This window comes from Pseudomonas sp. ZL2 (assembly GCF_054788455.1).
This window is the reverse complement of record NZ_JBGOGX010000064.1, coordinates 17,377-35,542: the sequence shown is the minus strand read 5'-3', so window position 1 is coordinate 35,542 and position 18,166 is coordinate 17,377. Positions and strand designations below refer to the sequence as shown.

The window sequence follows — 18,166 nt, the reverse complement described above, 5'->3', positions numbered from 1 at the left end:
CTCAAGGCCAGGGTTCGCCCAGCCTGCCAGCGTTTCATGACAGTCCGGCGGCGGCCCAGGCCTTGGCCAGGCGTTTGGCCCGGGCGGCGCTGGCGATCTCCAGCAAGCCCTGATCGCGTTGCCACAGGGTTGCCCACTCGCCTGGGCTGGCCAGCAGCGCCTGGTTGAGTTCCTCCTTCAAGGCGTTGAACTGGGCAAACAGACCGCCCAGCAGCAGATGACTGGCCGCGGCATCAGCGCTCTGGCGGGTGCTTTCGGCGCACGCGCCGAGCAGGCCGATAAGGCGCAATTGCAGACCTTGCGGCCAGCCCGTTTCCTGGCCGACGCCATAGAGCCAGGCACACAAGGCACTGAGCACATAGAGATCTTCCAGCGAGCGGAAGGGTTTGACGTAGGCATCCCAGCCGTCCCCCGCCAGGCGCTCGCACAACGCCCCTTGCAGATGCAGGCGGGCATGGCCGACTTCCGGCATCAACGGCAAGGCCGGCAGCGGTTCGAGGCGTACGCCAGGCTCGCCGGCATAGACCACCGCCAGGCTCAGTTCCACCGGCTGCCCTTGCGCCTCGCAGCGCGCCGCCACCAGCAGCCATTCGGCATCGAGCCCAGCGGTGACGAAGTCCTTGCTGCCGCTCAGGCGCAGGTCATCCAGACGCACCTGCATGTCCGCCGGGCGCACGCTGCGCCGCTCGCTGGCGCACAGGGCACCGAGGCTCTGCGGCGCGCTCGGCCACAGCACCCTCAGGGCTGCCTGATAACCGACCAGAAAGGCCAGGCCCGGGGTGGCCATGGCCCGCCCGCCGAGCACCGCCAGCTCGAACGGGCTGACCGGGCCCAGGCGCGCCAGCAGGCTGGAATAGGTGTCGGCCAGATTGGCCGCCTGAGGGTGTCGCTGTCGGTCGTTGAGTCGTTGCAGCCAGGTCATCGAAGCGCTCCTTGAGGGCTGTCATACAAGCATCACCAATTGTTCATGGGGGTGACACCGCATCTACCTAGGCTGAGCTTGCACAACAAAGTCGACCGGCCGCAACCCCATGGCTGGCTTATGGAGACACGCAATGACTCGGATCGCTCGCTCTGGCGACAACAGCACTGAACGCCGTCTGCAAGCCGAACGCCTGGTCGGCCCGGCGGCCCTGCAGGAAGCACAGGCCCTTCGTTTCAGCGTATTCAGCGGTGAATTCAAGGCCAAGCTCAAAGGCGCCGAACTGGGCCTGGACATGGATGACTATGACATTCATTGCCGCCACATCGGCGTGCGCGACCTCAATAGCGGGCGCCTGGTCGCCACCACCCGCCTGCTCGATCATCAGGCGGCCAGCAGCCTGGGGCGCTTCTACAGCGAAGAGGAGTTCAGCCTGCACGGCCTCGGCCACCTGCAAGGGCCGATCCTCGAGCTGGGCCGCACCTGTGTCGACCAGGCCTACCGCAACGGCGGCACCATCGCCGTGCTCTGGGCGGAACTGGCCGAAGTGCTCAACGAAGGCCGCTACAGCTACCTGATGGGCTGCGCCAGCATTCCCATGCAGGATGGTGGCGTGCAGGCCCATGCGATCATGCAGCGCCTGCGCGAACGCTACTTGTGTACCGAGCATCTGCGCGCCGAACCGAAGAAGCCGCTGCCGAGCCTGGCCCTGCCGAGCAACGTCATCGCCGAAATGCCGCCACTGCTCAAGGCCTACATGCGCCTGGGAGCGAAGATTTGCGGCGAGCCATGCTGGGACGAAGACTTCCAGGTGGCCGACGTGTTCATCCTGCTCAAGCGCGACGAGCTGTGCCCGCGCTATGCCCGCCACTTCAAGGCGGCGGTCTGATGCAGCGCCTGCGCGTCTATGGGCGCGTGGTTCGGGTGCTGCTGGTGGTGCTGTTCGGCCTGGCCATGGCCGCACTGTTCACCCTCTATGAACGCCTGCGCGTGCCGGCCTCGACCGAGCGCCGCCAGCGCTGGTCGCAACTGTTCATGGGCAAACTGAGCAACGCCCTGCCGTTCAAGGTGCGGGTGGTGGGCCAGTTGCCGCAACAGCCGACGCTCTGGGTCAGCAACCATGTATCGTGGACCGACATCCCGTTGCTGGGCATGCTTGCGCCACTGTCGTTCCTGTCAAAGGCCGAAGTGCGCACCTGGCCGGTGGCCGGCTGGCTGGCGCTCAAGGCCGGCACCCTGTTCATCCGCCGTGGCGGCAACGACAGCCAGTTGCTGCGCAAGCAAATCAGCCAGCACCTGCAACAAGACTGCGCGCTGTTGATTTTCCCTGAAGGCACCACCACCGACGGGCGCAGCCTGCGCACCTTCCACGGCCGTCTGCTGGCCAGCGCCATCGACACGCAAACACCGCTGCAACCGGTGGCCCTGCGCTACCTGCGCAACGGGCAAACCGATTCGATCGCGCCGTTTATCGGTGATGACGACCTGCTCTCGCACCTGCTGCGGCTGTTCAGCAATGATTGCGCTGAGGTCGAGATCCATTTGCTCGCGCCGATTGCCAGCGCCGGTGAAGAACGCGCCGCCCTGGCCTTCAAGGCGCAGCAGGCGATCCAGCAGGCATTGTTCGGTAGCGAACCGGCGGTCCAACAGCAACGCCGGGCCAGGGCTGCCTAGGTATTGGCCCGGGCAAAGCGCTGCAGCTGCGGATAGAAATTGCGAAAGTCATCCAGCAACGGCGCATACAGCGCCGCCACCTCCTCCACCGCGCCGTCCATGCCTTCGGGCCGCGACAGGCGCCGGGCGATGCCGCGAAACACCTGTTCAAGTACCGCAAAATCGCGGTAAGACCCCAGCCAGTCATCAGCGGCCATGTACGGTGCAATCTGCGCCAGGCGCCCGGGCAGGGCCGGCTCTGCGGCGAGCACCCGATACACGCGGTCGGTGAACTGGCTCAAGGGCTGCTCGGCATAGTCCTGCCAGTGCAAGGCCAGGCAATGGTCGAAAAACACATCGAGGATGATCCCGGCGTAACGCCGCCGCTCCCGCGGAAAGCGCGACAGCGCCGCCAGCACCAGCGGATGGCTGTCGGTGTAGACATCGATCTGCCGGTGCAGACGGATCGCCGCTTCCAGCGGCAAGGGGAAGCGCCCCTGCAGCGGCCCTTTGACGAAATCGCCATAGAGGCTGCCGAGCAATTGCTCAGGCTGCTGACCGCCGAGATGAAGGTGTGCGAGGTAGTTCATGGGGAGGGATTCTAGCACCCTGCCACCCATATCGTTATAACCCGATATAGCGATTCAAGCTGAGCTCAGAACCACATCATATTTGTATATCGCGAAATACCGATTTATATTTCGCCCCATCGCGATATAACGCTACACACACCACGAGCCCAACCATGCCTCTCGATCTCGACGAAATAATAAAAGCCCTGGCCCACCCAGTACGGCGAGAAATCCTCAACTGGCTGAAGGACCCCGACGCGCAGTTCCCCGACCAGCACCACAGCACCGAACACGGTGTGTGTGCCGGGCAGATCGATCAACGCTGCGGCCTGTCGCAGTCGACCGTCTCCGCCCACCTGGCGACCTTGCAGCGCGCGGGCCTGATCAGCAGCCAGAAGATTGGCCAGTGGCATTTTTTCAAACGCAACGAGGAAACCATCCAGGCCTTCCTCAAGCAGATGAGCCAAGAGCTCTGACAAGGACCTTGCAATGCCCCTTTCGCTGATAATCCTGGCGCTCAGCGCCTTCGCCATCGGTACCACCGAGTTCGTCATCATGGGTCTACTGCCCGATGTGGCGGCAGACCTGGGGGTATCGATTCCCGGCGCCGGCTGGCTGGTCACCGGTTACGCCCTGGGCGTGGCCATCGGTGCGCCGTTCATGGCCCTGGCCACCTCGCGCCTGCCGCGCAAAGCGGCGCTGATTGCGCTGATGGGCGTGTTCATCGTCGGCAACCTGCTGTGTGCGGTGGCCAGCGACTACAACCTGCTGATGTTCGCCCGGGTGGTGACCGCCCTGTGCCACGGTGCCTTCTTTGGTATCGGTTCGGTGGTGGCGGCAAGCCTGGTGCCGGCCAACCGCCGTGCCTCGGCGGTCGCCTTGATGTTCACCGGCCTGACCCTGGCGAACGTGCTGGGTGTGCCGCTGGGTACCGCGCTGGGTCAGGAATACGGCTGGCGCTCGACCTTCTGGGCGGTAACCGTGATCGGCGTGATTGCCTTGATCGGCCTGATCCGCTTCCTGCCGTTCCGGCATGACGAAGAAAAACTCGACATGCGCGCCGAACTGGCTGCGCTCAAAGGCGCCGGCATCTGGCTGTCGCTGTCGATGACCGTGCTGTTCTCGGCCTCGATGTTCGCCCTGTTCACTTATGTCGCGCCGCTGCTGGGTGATGTTACCGGGGTGTCGCCACGAGGCGTGACCTGGACCCTGCTGCTGATCGGCGTGGGCCTGACCCTGGGCAACATCCTCGGTGGCAAGCTTGCCGACAAGCGCCTGGGCGCCACCCTGATCGGCGTGTTCGCCAGCATGGCGGTAGTCTCTACCGTACTGAGCTGGACCAGCGTTGCGCTGATTCCGGCGGAAATCACCCTGTTCCTCTGGGCCACTGCAGCGTTTGCCGCCGTCCCCGCCCTGCAGGTCAACGTGGTGACCTTCGGCAAGGCTGCCCCGAACCTGGTCTCGACCCTGAACATCGGCGCGTTCAACCTGGGCAACGCCCTCGGCGCCTGGGTCGGCGGCACCGTCATCGCCCAGGGCCTGGGCCTGACCCGCGTGCCCCTGGCCGCCGCAGCGCTGGCGGTACTGGCGCTGATCGTCACCCTGATCACTTTCAGCCAGGGCGGTAACAAAGCCGAACTGGCACCTGCCACTCACTGATAGGCCTTGAGGTACATATGACGACTCTTTTCGATCCGATCACCCTCGGCGACCTCGACCTGCCGAACCGCATCATCATGGCCCCGCTGACCCGCTGCCGCGCCGATGAAGGCCGGGTGCCCAACGCACTGATGGCCGAGTACTACGTACAACGGGCCAGTGCCGGGCTGATCCTCAGCGAAGCCACCTCGGTCACGCCGATGGGCGTGGGCTACCCGGACACCCCGGGCATCTGGTCGAACGATCAGGTGCGTGGCTGGACCAACGTGACCAAGGCGGTGCATGGCGCCGGTGGGCGGATTTTCCTGCAGCTGTGGCATGTGGGGCGTATCTCGCACCCCAGCTACCTCAATGGTGAAGCCCCGGTCGCGCCGAGCGCCATCCAGCCGAAAGGCCATGTCAGCCTGGTGCGTCCATTGGCCGACTACCCGACCCCGCGTGCGCTGGAAAGCGCAGAAATCGCCGACATCGTCGAGGCCTACCGCACCGGTGCCGAGAACGCCAAAGCGGCTGGTTTCGATGGCGTCGAAGTGCATGCCGCCAACGGTTACCTGATCGACCAGTTCCTGCAGAGCAGCACCAACCAGCGCAATGACCAGTACGGTGGTTCGCTGGAGAACCGTGCACGGCTACTGCTGGAAGTGACTGACGCGGTGATCGAAGTCTGGGGCGCGCAAAGGGTTGGCGTGCACCTGGCGCCACGGGCCGATGCCCATGACATGGGCGATGCCAACCGTGCCGAGACCTTCACCTATGTGGCCCGGGAACTGGGCAAGCGCGGTATTGCCTTTATCTGCTCGCGGGAGAAGGAAGCGGACGACAGCATTGGCGCGCTGATCAAGCAAGCCTTTGGCGGCCCTTATATCGTCAACGAGCGCTTCACCAAAGCCAGCGCCAATGCTTCGCTGGCCAGTGGCAAAGCCGATGCAGTGGCCTTCGGTATCCCGTTCATTGCCAACCCGGACCTGCCGGCGCGGCTGGCGGCGGATGCACCGCTGAACGAGCCGCACCCGGAGACCTTCTATGCCAAGGGGCCGGTGGGTTATATCGATTATCCGCGGATGTAAACCTTGGGGCTGCCTTGCAGCCCATCGCCGGCAAGGCCAGCTCCCACAAAGTCCGCTGCAAGCAGATCCAGTGTGGGAGCTGGCCTTGCCGGCGATGGGCCGCAACAGCGGCCCTGTTTAGCGCCGATCAAGGCCGGGCGTTGATCTGCTGTTGCAGGTTCTGCACCTGGCTTTGCAAGGTATTGATGTTTCGAGTCACCTGGCCACGAAACGCATCGAACTCCGCCGTTGACGCACCGCCACTGGCCGCAGGCGCCGGGCGGTTCTCCTGCTCGCTCTTGAGCACGATCAGGTCCTGCTCCAGGCGCTGGATCGCCGCCGTCGGGTTACCCTGCTTCTTCAACGCCGTCACCTCAGCGTTCAGGCTCTTGAGCTCACCATCAAGCTTGCCGCCATCCACCTGGGCCGTCTTCAATGCAGCCAGCTCGTCGTTCACCCGCTTGAGCTGAGCCTGCAGCTGTTCCTGCAACTTGGCATTGGCCGCCTGTTGCTCACTGGCCTGAGCCAGTACCAGCTCCAGGCGTTTGCCCAGATCGCCGGTCTGCCCGGCCACACCTTGCTGTTGCTTACCCTGCTCGGTCAGGCTCGCCTGCAGTTGCTTGATCTGCAGCTTCAGGGCCTCGCTGTCGGTGCTGACGCTGGTCTCGCTGGCCGCAACCTTACCGCTGATCGCCTGCAGGCGCCCCGCCGCGTCTTCACTGATGCGGGCAAAGCTCTCCTGGGTGGCAACCAGTTGCTGCTCCATCAGGGAAATCTGTTGAAAACTCCACCAGCCAAGGCCGGCCAGGGCAATGAACGAGGCGCCGAGCAATGCCCACAGCGGGCCAGTATTTGCCGCCTTCGGTACAGCGCGCGGAGCCGATGCATGGCCACGTCGCGCACCCGCTACCGGTACGAAATCATCGTCATCACGGCTACCGGCGGTCAAGGTCGGCACGTTATCGAAATCATCTGGAGCATCGTTACGCATGGGATCCCTTCAACCACGGTGATAGCAAATGGTCAGTAGTATAAAGCCTGATCAGCGCACTGATCGACCGCAAAGCCTTGATCCGGTTCAGTCCTTGCCGGACGGAAGGTCCTGGGCTTTCCACCAGCCGCAGAACTCATCCAGCGCCGACCACAGGCTGACACTGGGGCGGTAATCAAGAAACTGCCGGGCGCGGCTGATGTCGAGGGTGAAGTCCTTGCTCATCACCTGCATCCCCAGGCGCGACAGGGTCGGTTGCGGGCGGCCCGGCCAGAGCAGGCAGGCGCCTTCGTTCAAGGCGGCAAGGCTGTAGGCGAGGCCGTAGGAACGGTAGCGAGTGACCTGCGGAAGGTGCATTTGCCGCATCACGTAATTGACCACATCCCACAATGGCAAAGGGTGACCATTGCTGATGTTGTAGGCCTGACCCAGCGCTGCCTCGTCGGCGAGCAAGGCACTGACCAACGCCTCGTTGAGGTTCTGCACGCTGGTGAAATCGACCTTGTTCAGGCCGTTGCCGATGATTGCCAGGCGCCGCTTGCGCTGCATCTGCAGCAAGCGCGGGAAGATACTCACGTCGCCCGCGCCGGTGACAAAGCGCGGACGCAAGGCCAGCACTTCGAGACCGAACTCCTGGGCCCCAAAGACCTTCTGCTCAGCCAGGTACTTGGTCGCCCCGTAATGATCATGGAAGCGCCGCGGCACCTGGTCTTCGGTGATACCCAGCTGCGAGCGGCCATTGAAGTAGATCGATGGCGACGACAGGTGCACCAACCGCCGCACATGCTCCTTCAAGCAAGCCTCGACAACGTTTTCAGTGACCGCCACGTTGCCTTGATAGAAGTCCTGGTATCGCCCCCAGTTACCCACCGCACCGGCACAATGCACCACCGCCTCGACGCCCTGGCACAGGCGCCGGGCCAGGTCCGGGTCGTTCAGGTCACCCGGGATGAACTGCGCGCCGCGCCGCACCAGGTGCTCGACGCCTTCGGCGCGTCGGCCGTTGACCCGAACGTCAAAGCCCTGCTCCAGGGCAAAGCGCGCAAAGCGCCCGCCAATGAAGCCGCTCGCGCCGGTGACCAGAATTCGCATGTAGCACTCCGCCTAAAACAGGTTTTTCAGATACTGCTGACGCCGCCAGGGCCTACAAGGGCACCAGCCACTGCCCGGCTGTGAGGCGCAGGTGTTCCGTCAGTTGGCCGAGCAACTGCCCGCCATTGCGCCAATGATGCCAGTACAAGGGCACGTCGATGGGTTTATCCGCTGATATTTCTACCAGACGCCCGCTGGCCAGCTGATCGCGTACCTGCAGTTCCGGCACCAGGCCCCAACCCAGGTCTGCCTCGGTCATGCGCAAAAAGCCTTCGGAAGAGGGACACAGGTGATGAAGGAAACCGTCCTGAATACCCAGGGAAGCCAGATAACGATGCTGGAGAAAATCATCCGGTCCGAACACCAGCGCCGGGGTGCGCGACAAGCGGGCGGCATCGAAGCCCGCTGGAAAGTAGCGGGCCATGAACGCCGGGCTGGCCAGGGCCCGATAGCGCATGGCGCCGAGCAACAGGCTGCGTGCGCCTGCCACCGGGCGTTCGCTGCCACACAGGCAGGCGGCCACTTCACCGGCGCGCATGCGCTTGAGGCCGACTTCCTGATCTTCCACGACCAGGTCCAGCAGCACTTGCTGATCGGCACAAAACTCACCCACCGCTCCTGCCCACCAGGTCGCCAGGCTGTCGGCGTTCAGGGCAATGCGCAGACGCTCGGGCATGCCCTCCTCGTCCAGCGCCGGCACCTGACTTTGCAGGTCGCGTTCGAGCAGGCGCACCTGCTGTACATGGTTGAGCAAGCGCCGGCCGACATCGGTGGGGCTCGGCGGATTGGCGCGCACCAGCACCGGCTGGCCGACCCGCGCCTCGAGCAGCTTGATGCGCTGGGAAATCGCCGACTGCGACAAACCCAGCACCTGGGCGGCGCGCTCGAAGCCGGCCTGCTCGACAACGGCAGCGAGGGCTGAAAGCAGTTTGTAATCGAACATTATTTTTCCTAATGCCTGATCAGCTTTATTTGTTTTTCTTATACAGATGAAATCCCCACAATGGCCAGCATCTTCTTTGTGTTTGCACCCGCGCCCTGCGGGTGTCTGTGGAGTCTTCCCTATGTGGCAAAGCTACCTGAACGGCCTGCTGGTCGCCTTCGGCCTGATCATGGCGATCGGCACACAAAACGCCTTTGTCCTGGCGCAAAGCCTGCGCCGTGAACATCACCTGCCGGTGGCGGCGCTGTGCGTGGTCTGCGATGCCATCCTGGTGGCGGCCGGGGTATTCGGCCTGGCCACGGTGCTGGCGCAGAACCCGACCCTGCTGGCAGTGGCGCGCTGGGGCGGCGCGGTGTTTCTGATCTGGTACGGCGGCAAGGCCCTGCTGCGCGCCTGCTCGCAACAGAGCCTGCATCAGGGCGAGGGCCAGGGCCTGCGCTCGCGTCGGGCGGTGCTGCTCAGCGCCCTGGCGGTGACCCTGCTCAACCCGCATGTGTACCTCGATACCGTATTGTTGATCGGCTCCCTGGGTGCCCAGCAAACCGTGCCCGGCGCCTACGTGGCCGGTGCCGCCAGCGCCTCGCTGCTGTGGTTCTTCACCCTGGCCCTGGGCGCCGCCTGGCTGGCACCGTGGCTGGCGCGCCCAGGCACCTGGCGGCTGCTCGACCTGATGGTGGCGGTGATGATGTTTGCCGTGGCGGCACAGTTGATCTTTACCTGAGGCGCCGCTCGTCCGGCACCGGCAAAGGCTCTGGAACCTCTTTCCCGTACACTTGTTGCGTGGTTAAGCACCGGGCCCGGTGCTATGATCCAGCCCTTGCGTCGCAAAGAGTACAAACTCGCCGACGCACACCGGCCGCCCGTGATCGGCCTTGCGCTCACCGCAACAGACCTGATTAGGAGAATCACCATGGCTTTTGAATTGCCGCCGCTGCCTTACGCCCACGACGCCCTGCAGCCGCACATTTCCAAGGAAACCCTGGAATACCACCACGACAAGCACCACAACACCTATGTCGTGAACCTGAACAACCTGGTGCCAGGCACCGAGTTCGAAGGCAAAACCCTGGAAGAGATCGTCAAGACCTCCTCGGGCGGTATCTTCAACAACGCCGCTCAGGTCTGGAACCACACCTTCTACTGGAACTGCCTGGCGCCAAACGCTGGCGGCCAACCAACCGGCGCCCTGGCTGAAGCCATCAACGCCGCGTTCGGTTCCTTCGACAAGTTCAAGGAAGAGTTCACCAAGACTTCGGTCGGCACCTTCGGTTCCGGTTGGGGCTGGCTGGTGAAAAAAGCCGACGGTTCCCTGGCCCTGGCCAGCACCATCGGCGCCGGCAACCCGCTGACCAGCGGCGACACCCCGCTGCTGACCTGCGACGTCTGGGAACACGCCTACTACATCGACTACCGCAACCTGCGTCCGAAGTACGTCGAGGCGTTCTGGAACCTGGTCAACTGGAAGTTCGTGGCCGAGCAGTTCGAAGGCAAGACCTTCACTGCCTGAGCCGGCTGCTGATCGATACGTTGCACAAGGTATCGAGCGACCGAAAAGCCCACCCTAGCGGTGGGCTTTTTTATGGGCGCCTTCGCTGCAACATTTTTCATCCTATTCACGCGCCGTGTATCTTGCCGCGCACGCAGAGCGCGCTAACATCAAACGTTGGGAAACTCGTTCCCACGGATTAAAGTCGCGAGGCCGGGCAACCGATACAGTGACGGCAGGTAGCCAACCTGCTCCGGGTGCAAAAAAGCACCCTCGCGGAGCTGGAGAAGTCCTGTTGACGGCCGATAGTGGATTGCCAAGTTTGATGGCAAAATGATGCCATGCGCATGGATTAAGGAAACCCCATTGAAGCTGGAACTCAAGAACAGCTTATCGGTCAAGTTGCTCAGGGTAGTACTGCTCTCGGCGTTGGTCGTCGGTGTAGTTCTCAGTTGTGCGCAGATCGTCTTCGATGTCTACAAGACCCGCCAGGCCGTCGCCAATGACGCTCAACGGATCCTCGACATGTTCCGTGACCCTTCGACCCAGGCGGTGTACAGCCTCGACAAGGAAATGGGCATGCAGGTCATGGAGGGCTTGTTCCAGGACGAATCCGTGCGCATGGCCGCCATCGGCCATCCCAACGAAACCATGCTGGCGGAAAAATCCCGCCCGCTGCAGGAAGTTTCCAGCCGCTGGTTAACCGACCTGATTCTCGGCCAGGAACGTAGCTTCACCACCCAACTGGTCGGCCGTGGCCCCTATAGCGAATATTACGGCGACCTGAGCATCACCCTCGACACCGCCGCATATGGCGAGGGCTTCCTGGTCAGTTCGGTGATCATCTTCATTTCCGGCGTGCTGCGCGCCCTGGCCATGGGCCTGGTGCTGTACCTGGTCTATCACTGGATGCTGACCAAGCCGCTGTCGAAGATCATCGAGCACCTCACCCAGATCAACCCCGACCGTCCCAGCCAGCATCAACTGCCGCTGATCAAGGGCCACGAAAAGAACGAGCTGGGCCTGTGGGTCAATACCGCCAACCAGCTGCTGGCGTCGATCGAGCGCAACACCCACCTGCGCCACGAAGCCGAGAACAGCCTGTTGCGCATGGCCCAGTACGACTTCCTCACCGGCCTGCCCAACCGCCAGCAACTGCAGCAGCAACTGGACAAGATCCTCGTCGACGCCGGCCGCCTGCAACGCCGGGTAGCGGTGCTGTGCGTCGGCCTGGACGACTTCAAGGGCATCAACGAGCAGTTCAGCTACCAGGCCGGCGACCAGTTGCTGCTGGCCCTGGCCGATCGCCTGCGTGCCCACAGTGGCCGGCTTGGCGCCCTGGCGCGCCTGGGCGGAGACCAGTTCGCCCTGGTCCAGGCCGATATCGAGCAGCCCTACGAAGCTGCCGAGCTGGCCCAGAGCATTCTTGATGATCTCGAGGCGCCGTTCGCCCTCGACCATCAGGAAATCCGCCTGCGTGCCACCATCGGCATCACCCTGTTCCCCGAGGACGGCGACAGCACCGAGAAGCTGCTGCAAAAGGCCGAACAGACCATGACGCTGGCCAAGGCCCGCTCGCGCAACCGTTATCAGTTCTACATTGCCAGCGTCGACAGCGAGATGCGCCGCCGTCGCGAACTGGAAAAAGACTTGCGCGAAGCCCTGCCGCGCAACCAGCTGTTTCTGGTCTATCAGCCACAGATCAGCTACCGCGACCATCGCGTGGTCGGTGTGGAAGCGCTGCTGCGCTGGCAGCATCCGGAACTGGGCATGGTTCCGCCGGACCAGTTCATCCCCCTGGCCGAGCAGAACGGCAATATCATCACCATCGGTGAGTGGGTGCTCGACCAGGCCTGCCGGCAACTGCGCGACTGGCACGACCAGGGCTTCAGCGAACTGCGCATGGCGGTCAACCTGTCGACCGTGCAACTGCACCACAACGAGCTGCCGCGGGTGGTCAACAACCTGCTGCAGATCTACCGCCTGCCACCGCGCAGCCTGGAGCTGGAAGTCACCGAAACCGGCCTGATGGAAGACATCAGCACCGCCGCCCAGCACCTGCTGAGCCTGCGCCGCTCCGGGGCGCTGATCGCCATTGACGACTTCGGTACCGGCTACTCATCGCTCAGCTACCTGAAGTCGCTGCCGCTGGACAAGATCAAGATCGACAAGAGTTTCGTCCAGGACCTGCTCGATGACGACGACGATGCCACCATCGTTCGCGCCATCATCCAGCTGGGCAAGAGCCTGGGCATGCAGGTCATTGCCGAGGGTGTCGAGACAGCTGAACAAGAGGCCTACATCATCGCCCAGGGTTGCCACGAAGGTCAGGGCTATCACTACAGCAAACCGCTGCCTGCCCGGGAGTTGACCGCGTTCCTCAAGCAGGCGCAGCGCAACCAGGTTTCGATTCTGTAACCCCTGTTCGCATTGCCCGAAGGGGTGGAAACACGCATTTGAATATTTACGTGACTGCCCCTTTACACAAAATGCAAATCTTTCGCATTATGTTGCAGTTTTGCGTGCCCCGGTACGCCTGTCCAACCTCTCGACGCAGGAATTCGCCATGATTCGTATGCCTCTGGCCACCGCCAGTCTGTTGGCCATTGCCATCTCTCTCGCCGGTTGCGGCGACAGCAAGGACAAGGACAAGGCCGCCGCACCGCAAGCCCCGGCTGCCACCTCCTCGGCTGCCGCACCGGCCGCCGCTGGCGCCGTCGACGAGGCAGCGGCAAAAGCCGTGGTCAAGCATTACGCCGACATGGTCCATGCCGTCTACAGCGACTCGCTGAGCACCGCCAAGACCCTGCAAACCGCCATCGATGCCTTCCTCGCCAAGCCCAACGATGAAACCCTGAACGCCGCCAAGGCCGCCTGGGTCGCTGCCCGTGTGCCGTACCTGCAGAGCGAAGTGTTCCGCTTCGGCAACACCATCATCGACGACTGGGAAGGTCAGGTGAACGCCTGGCCGCTGGACGAAGGCCTGATCGACTACGTCGACAAGAGCTACGAGCATGCCCTGGGCAACCCTGGCGCCACCGCCAACATCATCGCCAACACGCAAGTGCAGGTCGGCGAAGACAAGGTTGACGTCAAGGACATCACCCCGGAGAAACTGGCCAGCCTGAACGAGCTGGGCGGCTCCGAAGCCAACGTTGCCACCGGTTACCATGCCATCGAATTCCTGCTCTGGGGCCAGGACCTCAACGGCACCGGCCCAGGCGCTGGCGCTCGTCCTGCTTCCGACTACCTCGAAGGCAAGGGCGCTACCGGTGGCCACAATGAACGCCGTCGCGCTTACCTGAAAGCCGTGACCCAACTGCTGGTCAACGACCTCGAAGAAATGGTCGGCAACTGGGCGCCGAACGTCGCCACCAACTACCGCGCCACCCTCGAAGCCGAGCCGGTTGCCGACGGCCTGCGCAAAATGCTGTTCGGCATGGGCAGCCTGTCGCTGGGCGAACTGGCTGGTGAGCGCATGAAGGTTTCCCTGGAGGCCAACTCGCCTGAAGACGAGCAGGACTGCTTCAGCGACAACACCCACAACTCGCACTTCTACGACGCCAAGGGCATCCGCAACGTCTACCTGGGCGAGTACACCCGCACCGACGGCACCAAGCTGACCGGCCCGAGCCTGTCGTCGCTGGTGGCCAAGGTCGACGCGGCCACCGACACCACCCTCAAGGCCGACCTGGAAGCGACCGAAGCCAAGATCCAGGTCATGGTCGACCACGCGGCCAAAGGCGAGCACTACGACCAGCTGATCGCAGCCGACAATGCTGCCGGCAACCAGATCGTGCGTGACGCCATCGCCGCCCTGGTCAAGCAGACCGGTGCAATCGAACAGGCGTCGAGCAAACTGGGCATCGCCAACCTGGCGCCAGACACCGCCGATCACGAGTTCTGATTCAGCGGCGGTTTAAAAAGGCGACCTTCGGGTCGCCTTTTTTATGCGCATCATCGCGGGCGAGCCCGCTGCCACCTGTAGGAGCGGGCTTGCCCCGCGATAGATTTCATCCAGCAAACGCAAATCCCTCTTATTCAATTACCCTGAGCCTGCTAAGCTTGCACGCCGGTTTTTTGCCCAAGCCCCAGGATTATTGATGTCCTCGTTGCTTCCCCGCCTCAGTCCCCTGCTTCTGGCCGTCCTTCTGGCCGGTTGCGACGACGCACCGCGTTTCACCCAGGCCGAGCCCGGTGAAGCGCTGGCCGGTGGCAAGGCGACGGTGAACAAGCGCGACCAGAACGCCTATTCCATGCCTTCGGCGAACCTGCCGCCGAGCCGGCGCCTGGACTTCAGTGTCGGCAACAGCTTCTTCCGCAGCCCCTGGGTGATCGCGCCGTCGACCACCACCGCCCGTGACGGCCTGGGCCCGCTGTTCAATACCAATGCCTGCCAGAACTGCCACATCAAGGACGGCCGCGGCCACCCGCCCGGGCCCACCGCCGCCAACTCGGTGTCGATGCTGGTGCGCCTGTCGATCCCGGATCAGCCGCAGTACACCAAGGTCATCGAGAAACTGGGCATCGTTCCGGAGCCGGTGTATGGCGGTCAGTTTCAGGACATGGCAGTGCCCGGTGTCGCCCCCGAGGGCAAGGTCAGGGTCGAATACGACCCGGTAGCCGTGGCCTTCAAGGACGGCACTCAGGTCGAGCTGCGCCAGCCCAGGTTGCAAATCAGTCAACTGGGCTACGGTCCGATGCATCCGGACACGCGCTTTTCCGCCCGCGTCGCCCCGCCGATGATCGGCCTGGGCCTGCTCGAGGCCATCCCCGAGGCGGCGATCCTGGCCAATGCCGACCCCGATGACCGCAACGGCGACGGTATCCGTGGTCGCGCCAACCGGGTCTGGGACGATGCCCTGGGCAAGACCGTGGTCGGCCGCTTCGGCTGGAAGGCCGGGCAGCCGAACCTCAACCAACAGAATGTCCACGCGTTTTCCGGCGACATGGGCCTGACCACCAGCCTGCGGCCGATGGACGATTGCACCCCGGCGCAGACCGACTGCCTCAACGCCCCCAACGGCAACGGCGCCAATGGCGAGCAGGAGGTCAGCGACAACATCCTGCGCCTGGTGCTGTTCTACACCCGCAACCTGGCGGTGCCGGTGCGCAAGGACGTCGACTCGCCCCAGGTACTGGCCGGCAAGAACCTGTTCTACCAGGCCGGCTGCCAGAGCTGCCACACCCCGCAATTCACCACCGCCAGCAACGCCGCCGAGCCGGAGCTGGCCAACCAGCTGATCCGCCCCTACAGCGACCTGCTGCTGCACGACATGGGCCCGGGCCTGGCCGACAACCGCAGCGAGTTCGCCGCCAGCGGCCAGGACTGGCGCACCCCGCCACTGTGGGGCATCGGCTTGAACGAGACCGTCAGCGGTCACACCCAGTTTCTCCACGATGGCCGCGCCCGCAGCCTGCTCGAAGCCGTGCTCTGGCATGGCGGCGAGGCCGAAGCGGCCAAGCAGCACGTACTGACCTTCAATGCCGAGCAGCGCGCCGCGTTGCTGGCCTTCCTGAATTCACTTTAAGCAAAGGAGCCGGGCATGTTCCGTCCCAAACTGTTGTTCACCAGCCTTGCCGCCCTCGCCCTCGGCGCCTGCTCGCCGCAAGACCCGCAAGCGGTGACTTCGGCAGCGATCGCCAAACAAGTGATCCTGCCGACCTACAGCCGCTGGGTCGAAGCCGACCGCCAACTGGCCGTCAGTGCCCTGGCCTTCTGCGAAGGCAAGGCGGACCTTGCCACTGCCCGCGCCGACTTCCTCCACGCGCAAAAAGCCTGGGCAGAGCTGCAGCCGCTGCTGATCGGCCCGCTGGCTGAAGGCAACCGCGCCTGGCAGGTGCAGTTCTGGCCCGACAAGAAAAACCTGGTCGGCCGTCAGGTCGAGCAACTGGTCAACGGTGACAAGCCGGTCGACGCCGAAACCCTGGGCAAATCCAGTGTCGTCGTGCGCGGGCTGTCGGCTTACGAATACATCCTCTTCGACAGCAAGCCGGATACCGCCAACGCCGAACAGAAAGCCCGCTACTGCCCGCTGTTGGTGGCCATCGGCGAGCATCAGAAGGCCCTGGCCGAAGAAATCCTCAAAGGCTGGAACACCACCGACGGCATGCTGGCGCAGATGACCAAGTTCCCCAACCAGCGTTATGCCGATTCCCACGAGGCCATTGCCGACCTGCTGCGTGCCCAGGTCACCGCCCTGGACACCCTGAAGAAGAAGCTCGGCGCACCCATGGGCCGCCTGAGCAAGGGCATCCCGCAGCCACTGCAGGCCGAAGCCTGGCGCAGCCACTCTTCGCTGAAAAGCCTGGAAGCCAGCCTGAACGCTGCCCAGACTGTCTGGGTCGGGGTCGACAACAAGGGCCTGCGCGGCCTGCTGGGCAAAGACCAGCAAGCCCTGGCCGACAAGATCGACGCCGCCTACGCCAACGCGATCAAGCTGCTGACCAGCAACCAGAAAACCCTGGGCGAGTTGCTCGACGACGAAGCCGGTCGCCAGCAGTTGAACACCCTTTACGACAGCCTCAACGTCGTCCACCGCCTGCACGAAGGCGAGCTGGCCAAGGCGCTGGGCATCCAGCTCGGCTTCAACGCCAACGACGGTGACTGATCATGTTGCGACGCCAGGCTCTCAAACTCGGTAGCGTTGTGCTCAGTGCCCTCACCCTCGGCGGCTGGGCCCTGTTTCGCAACAAGGGCAGCACCCCGCTGCTGCTCTCGGCGCGGGACGATGGCGATGGCAAGCACTACGCCGTCGGCTACCGCCTGGACGGTACCCAGGTGTTCGCCACCCAGGTGGGCCTGCGTTGCCACGACATCATCAACCATCCCGAGCAGCCGATTGCCCTGTTCGTCGCCCGCCGCCCCGGCACCGAGAGCTACCTGATCGACCTGCGTGATGGTCGCTTGCTGCAGACCATCACTTCGCAGCCGAACCGGCATTTCTACGGCCACGCGGTGATTCACAAGAGCGGTGAATGGCTGTACGCCACCGAGAACGACACCACCGAGCCCGGTCGTGGCGTGCTGGGTGTGTATCGCTTCGACGGCGAACGCCTGCAGCACAGCGGTGAAATCTCCACCCACGGTATCGGCCCGCATCAGGTGTCGTGGATGCCCGACGGCGAAACCCTGGTGGTGGCCAACGGCGGCATCCGCACCGAAGCCGAAAGCCGGGTAGAGATGAACCTCGACGCCATGCAGCCAAGCCTGGTGCTGATGCAGCGCGACGGCACCTTGCTGAGCAAAGAGGTGCTGAGCCAGCAGATGAACAGCGTGCGCCACCTGGCGATTGCCGCCGATGGCACCATCGTTGCCGGCCAGCAGTTCATGGGGGCCAGCCACGAGACCGCCGAGCTGCTGGCGATCAAGCGCCCGGGCCAGGCTTTCGAAGCCTTTCCGGTGCCCGAGCAGCAGTTGCAGTCCATGGCCCACTACACCGCCAGCGTCGCCATTCACAACGAGCTGCGCCTGGTCGCCCTGACCGCGCCACGGGCCAACCGCCTGTTCATCTGGGACCTGGACACTGCCCAGGTGCGCCTGGATGCACCGATGCCCGATTGCGCCGGCGTCGGCGCCGTGGCAGACGGCTTTGTCGTGACCTCCGGCCAGGGCCGCTGCCGCCTGTACGATTGCCGCAAAAGCGAGCTGATCGGCCAGCCGCTGCAACTGCCTTCAGGGCTCTGGGACAACCACCTGCACCTGGCCTGAAATTAGCCTGGAACACAGGCTTCCCAGGCCCGGTCAACAGAGTAATATTCGGCTACATCGCACGTGGGCAGGAGCGCCCGCAGTCGTGCCA

17 protein-coding genes are annotated in these 18,166 nt (G+C 63.8%); 12 read left to right on the top strand and 5 right to left on the bottom strand.

Annotated elements, in window-relative coordinates; all coding sequences use genetic code 11:
* Positions 1–34: 34 nt before the first annotated feature.
* Positions 35–922, bottom strand: coding sequence for an acyl-CoA dehydrogenase middle domain-containing protein (locus ABM562_RS27140; RefSeq protein WP_134061446.1), 888 nt, complete (start codon positions 920–922; stop codon positions 35–37).
* A 133-nt stretch (positions 923–1,055) separates the two neighbouring features.
* Between ABM562_RS27140 and olsB the strand changes: the two genes are divergently transcribed.
* Together olsB and ABM562_RS27130 are read left to right on the top strand one after the other, a co-directional pair.
* Positions 1,056–1,811, top strand: a complete 756-nt coding sequence (olsB, locus tag ABM562_RS27135; RefSeq protein ID WP_460423919.1) for an L-ornithine N(alpha)-acyltransferase — start codon at positions 1,056–1,058, stop codon at positions 1,809–1,811.
* A complete protein-coding gene (locus ABM562_RS27130; RefSeq protein ID WP_134061444.1) occupies positions 1,811–2,596 on the top strand; it encodes a lysophospholipid acyltransferase family protein in 786 nt (261 codons plus the stop codon). Before olsB ends, ABM562_RS27130 begins: the two co-directional genes overlap by 1 nt.
* Here ABM562_RS27130 and ABM562_RS27125 read toward each other — a convergent pair.
* The gene (locus ABM562_RS27125; RefSeq protein ID WP_115085472.1) at positions 2,593–3,165 is read right to left on the bottom strand and encodes an acyl carrier protein phosphodiesterase; all 573 of its coding nucleotides are present in this window, start codon (positions 3,163–3,165) and stop codon (positions 2,593–2,595) included. The two genes, ABM562_RS27130 and ABM562_RS27125, sit on opposite strands and share 4 nt — an antisense overlap.
* A 155-nt stretch (positions 3,166–3,320) precedes the next feature.
* Between ABM562_RS27125 and ABM562_RS27120 the strand changes: the two genes are divergently transcribed.
* The 3 genes from ABM562_RS27120 to ABM562_RS27110 are packed head-to-tail and all read left to right on the top strand — an operon-like array spanning position 3,321 to position 5,873.
* Complete coding sequence (locus tag ABM562_RS27120; RefSeq protein ID WP_028943335.1) at positions 3,321–3,623, top strand: ArsR/SmtB family transcription factor; 303 nt, start codon at positions 3,321–3,323, stop codon at positions 3,621–3,623.
* Between the two features lie 13 nt (positions 3,624–3,636).
* Positions 3,637–4,806, top strand: a complete 1,170-nt coding sequence (locus ABM562_RS27115; RefSeq protein ID WP_115085471.1) for an MFS transporter — start codon at positions 3,637–3,639, stop codon at positions 4,804–4,806.
* A gap of 17 nt (positions 4,807–4,823) precedes the next feature.
* Positions 4,824–5,873 carry an alkene reductase gene (locus ABM562_RS27110; RefSeq protein WP_115085470.1) on the top strand — a complete coding sequence of 350 codons (1,050 nt, stop codon included), beginning with the start codon at positions 4,824–4,826 and terminating at the stop codon, positions 5,871–5,873.
* Between the two features lie 127 nt (positions 5,874–6,000).
* Here the strand turns inward: ABM562_RS27110 and ABM562_RS27105 are convergent, their stop codons facing one another.
* From ABM562_RS27105 to ABM562_RS27095, 3 genes are all read right to left on the bottom strand, one after another.
* Positions 6,001–6,843 carry an ATPase gene (locus ABM562_RS27105; protein ID WP_115085469.1) on the bottom strand — a complete coding sequence of 281 codons (843 nt, stop codon included), beginning with the start codon at positions 6,841–6,843 and terminating at the stop codon, positions 6,001–6,003.
* An 87-nt stretch (positions 6,844–6,930) separates the two neighbouring features.
* Positions 6,931–7,935: an NAD-dependent epimerase/dehydratase family protein gene (locus ABM562_RS27100; protein WP_115085468.1), complete on the bottom strand. Its 1,005-nt coding sequence runs from the start codon at positions 7,933–7,935 to the stop codon at positions 6,931–6,933.
* 52 nt (positions 7,936–7,987) lie between these two features.
* Positions 7,988–8,878, bottom strand: a complete 891-nt coding sequence (locus ABM562_RS27095; RefSeq protein WP_460423918.1) for a LysR family transcriptional regulator ArgP — start codon at positions 8,876–8,878, stop codon at positions 7,988–7,990.
* Between the two features lie 121 nt (positions 8,879–8,999).
* On the opposite strand from ABM562_RS27095, the gene ABM562_RS27090 reads away from it, so the two are divergent.
* From ABM562_RS27090 to ABM562_RS27060, 7 genes are all read left to right on the top strand, one after another.
* Positions 9,000–9,599, top strand: a complete 600-nt coding sequence (locus tag ABM562_RS27090) for a LysE/ArgO family amino acid transporter (protein WP_115085466.1) — start codon at positions 9,000–9,002, stop codon at positions 9,597–9,599.
* 189 nt (positions 9,600–9,788) lie between these two features.
* Positions 9,789–10,385 (top strand): superoxide dismutase, encoded by a 597-nt coding sequence (locus ABM562_RS27085; RefSeq protein WP_010220832.1) that lies wholly within the window; start codon positions 9,789–9,791, stop codon positions 10,383–10,385.
* Between the two features lie 345 nt (positions 10,386–10,730).
* The gene (locus ABM562_RS27080) at positions 10,731–12,782 is read left to right on the top strand and encodes a putative bifunctional diguanylate cyclase/phosphodiesterase (RefSeq protein ID WP_115085465.1); all 2,052 of its coding nucleotides are present in this window, start codon (positions 10,731–10,733) and stop codon (positions 12,780–12,782) included.
* Positions 12,783–12,930: 148 nt separating this feature from the next.
* On the top strand, positions 12,931–14,271 hold the full coding sequence (locus ABM562_RS27075) for an imelysin family protein (protein ID WP_115085464.1): 1,341 nt from the start codon (positions 12,931–12,933) through the stop codon (positions 14,269–14,271).
* Between the two features lie 196 nt (positions 14,272–14,467).
* Positions 14,468–15,895 (top strand): di-heme oxidoreductase family protein, encoded by a 1,428-nt coding sequence (locus ABM562_RS27070; protein WP_460423917.1) that lies wholly within the window; start codon positions 14,468–14,470, stop codon positions 15,893–15,895.
* A 15-nt stretch (positions 15,896–15,910) separates the two neighbouring features.
* On the top strand, positions 15,911–16,975 hold the full coding sequence (locus ABM562_RS27065; RefSeq protein ID WP_115085462.1) for an imelysin family protein: 1,065 nt from the start codon (positions 15,911–15,913) through the stop codon (positions 16,973–16,975).
* Positions 16,976–16,977: 2 nt separating this feature from the next.
* On the top strand, positions 16,978–18,075 hold the full coding sequence (locus ABM562_RS27060) for a DUF1513 domain-containing protein (RefSeq protein WP_134061438.1): 1,098 nt from the start codon (positions 16,978–16,980) through the stop codon (positions 18,073–18,075).
* Positions 18,076–18,166 lie beyond the last annotated feature (91 nt).

Bases quoted from the DNA above. Each gene is read 5' to 3' on its own strand.
- ABM562_RS27100 (WP_115085468.1), bottom strand. From the start codon at position 7,935: ATGCGAATTCTGGTCACCGGCGCGAGCGGCTTCATTGGCGGGCGCTTT.
- ABM562_RS27095 (WP_460423918.1), bottom strand. From the start codon at position 8,878: ATGTTCGATTACAAACTGCTTTCAGCCCTCGCTGCCGTTGTCGAGCAG.
- ABM562_RS27065 (WP_115085462.1), top strand. From the start codon at position 15,911: ATGTTCCGTCCCAAACTGTTGTTCACCAGCCTTGCCGCCCTCGCCCTC.
- ABM562_RS27075 (WP_115085464.1), top strand. From the start codon at position 12,931: ATGATTCGTATGCCTCTGGCCACCGCCAGTCTGTTGGCCATTGCCATC.
- olsB (WP_460423919.1), top strand. From the start codon at position 1,056: ATGACTCGGATCGCTCGCTCTGGCGACAACAGCACTGAACGCCGTCTG.
- ABM562_RS27060 (WP_134061438.1), top strand. From the start codon at position 16,978: ATGTTGCGACGCCAGGCTCTCAAACTCGGTAGCGTTGTGCTCAGTGCC.
- ABM562_RS27090 (WP_115085466.1), top strand. From the start codon at position 9,000: ATGTGGCAAAGCTACCTGAACGGCCTGCTGGTCGCCTTCGGCCTGATC.
- ABM562_RS27125 (WP_115085472.1), bottom strand. From the start codon at position 3,165: ATGAACTACCTCGCACACCTTCATCTCGGCGGTCAGCAGCCTGAGCAA.
- ABM562_RS27120 (WP_028943335.1), top strand. From the start codon at position 3,321: ATGCCTCTCGATCTCGACGAAATAATAAAAGCCCTGGCCCACCCAGTA.
- ABM562_RS27110 (WP_115085470.1), top strand. From the start codon at position 4,824: ATGACGACTCTTTTCGATCCGATCACCCTCGGCGACCTCGACCTGCCG.
- ABM562_RS27140 (WP_134061446.1), bottom strand. From the start codon at position 922: ATGACCTGGCTGCAACGACTCAACGACCGACAGCGACACCCTCAGGCG.
- ABM562_RS27105 (WP_115085469.1), bottom strand. From the start codon at position 6,843: ATGCGTAACGATGCTCCAGATGATTTCGATAACGTGCCGACCTTGACC.
- ABM562_RS27070 (WP_460423917.1), top strand. From the start codon at position 14,468: ATGTCCTCGTTGCTTCCCCGCCTCAGTCCCCTGCTTCTGGCCGTCCTT.
- ABM562_RS27085 (WP_010220832.1), top strand. From the start codon at position 9,789: ATGGCTTTTGAATTGCCGCCGCTGCCTTACGCCCACGACGCCCTGCAG.
- ABM562_RS27115 (WP_115085471.1), top strand. From the start codon at position 3,637: ATGCCCCTTTCGCTGATAATCCTGGCGCTCAGCGCCTTCGCCATCGGT.
- ABM562_RS27130 (WP_134061444.1), top strand. From the start codon at position 1,811: ATGCAGCGCCTGCGCGTCTATGGGCGCGTGGTTCGGGTGCTGCTGGTG.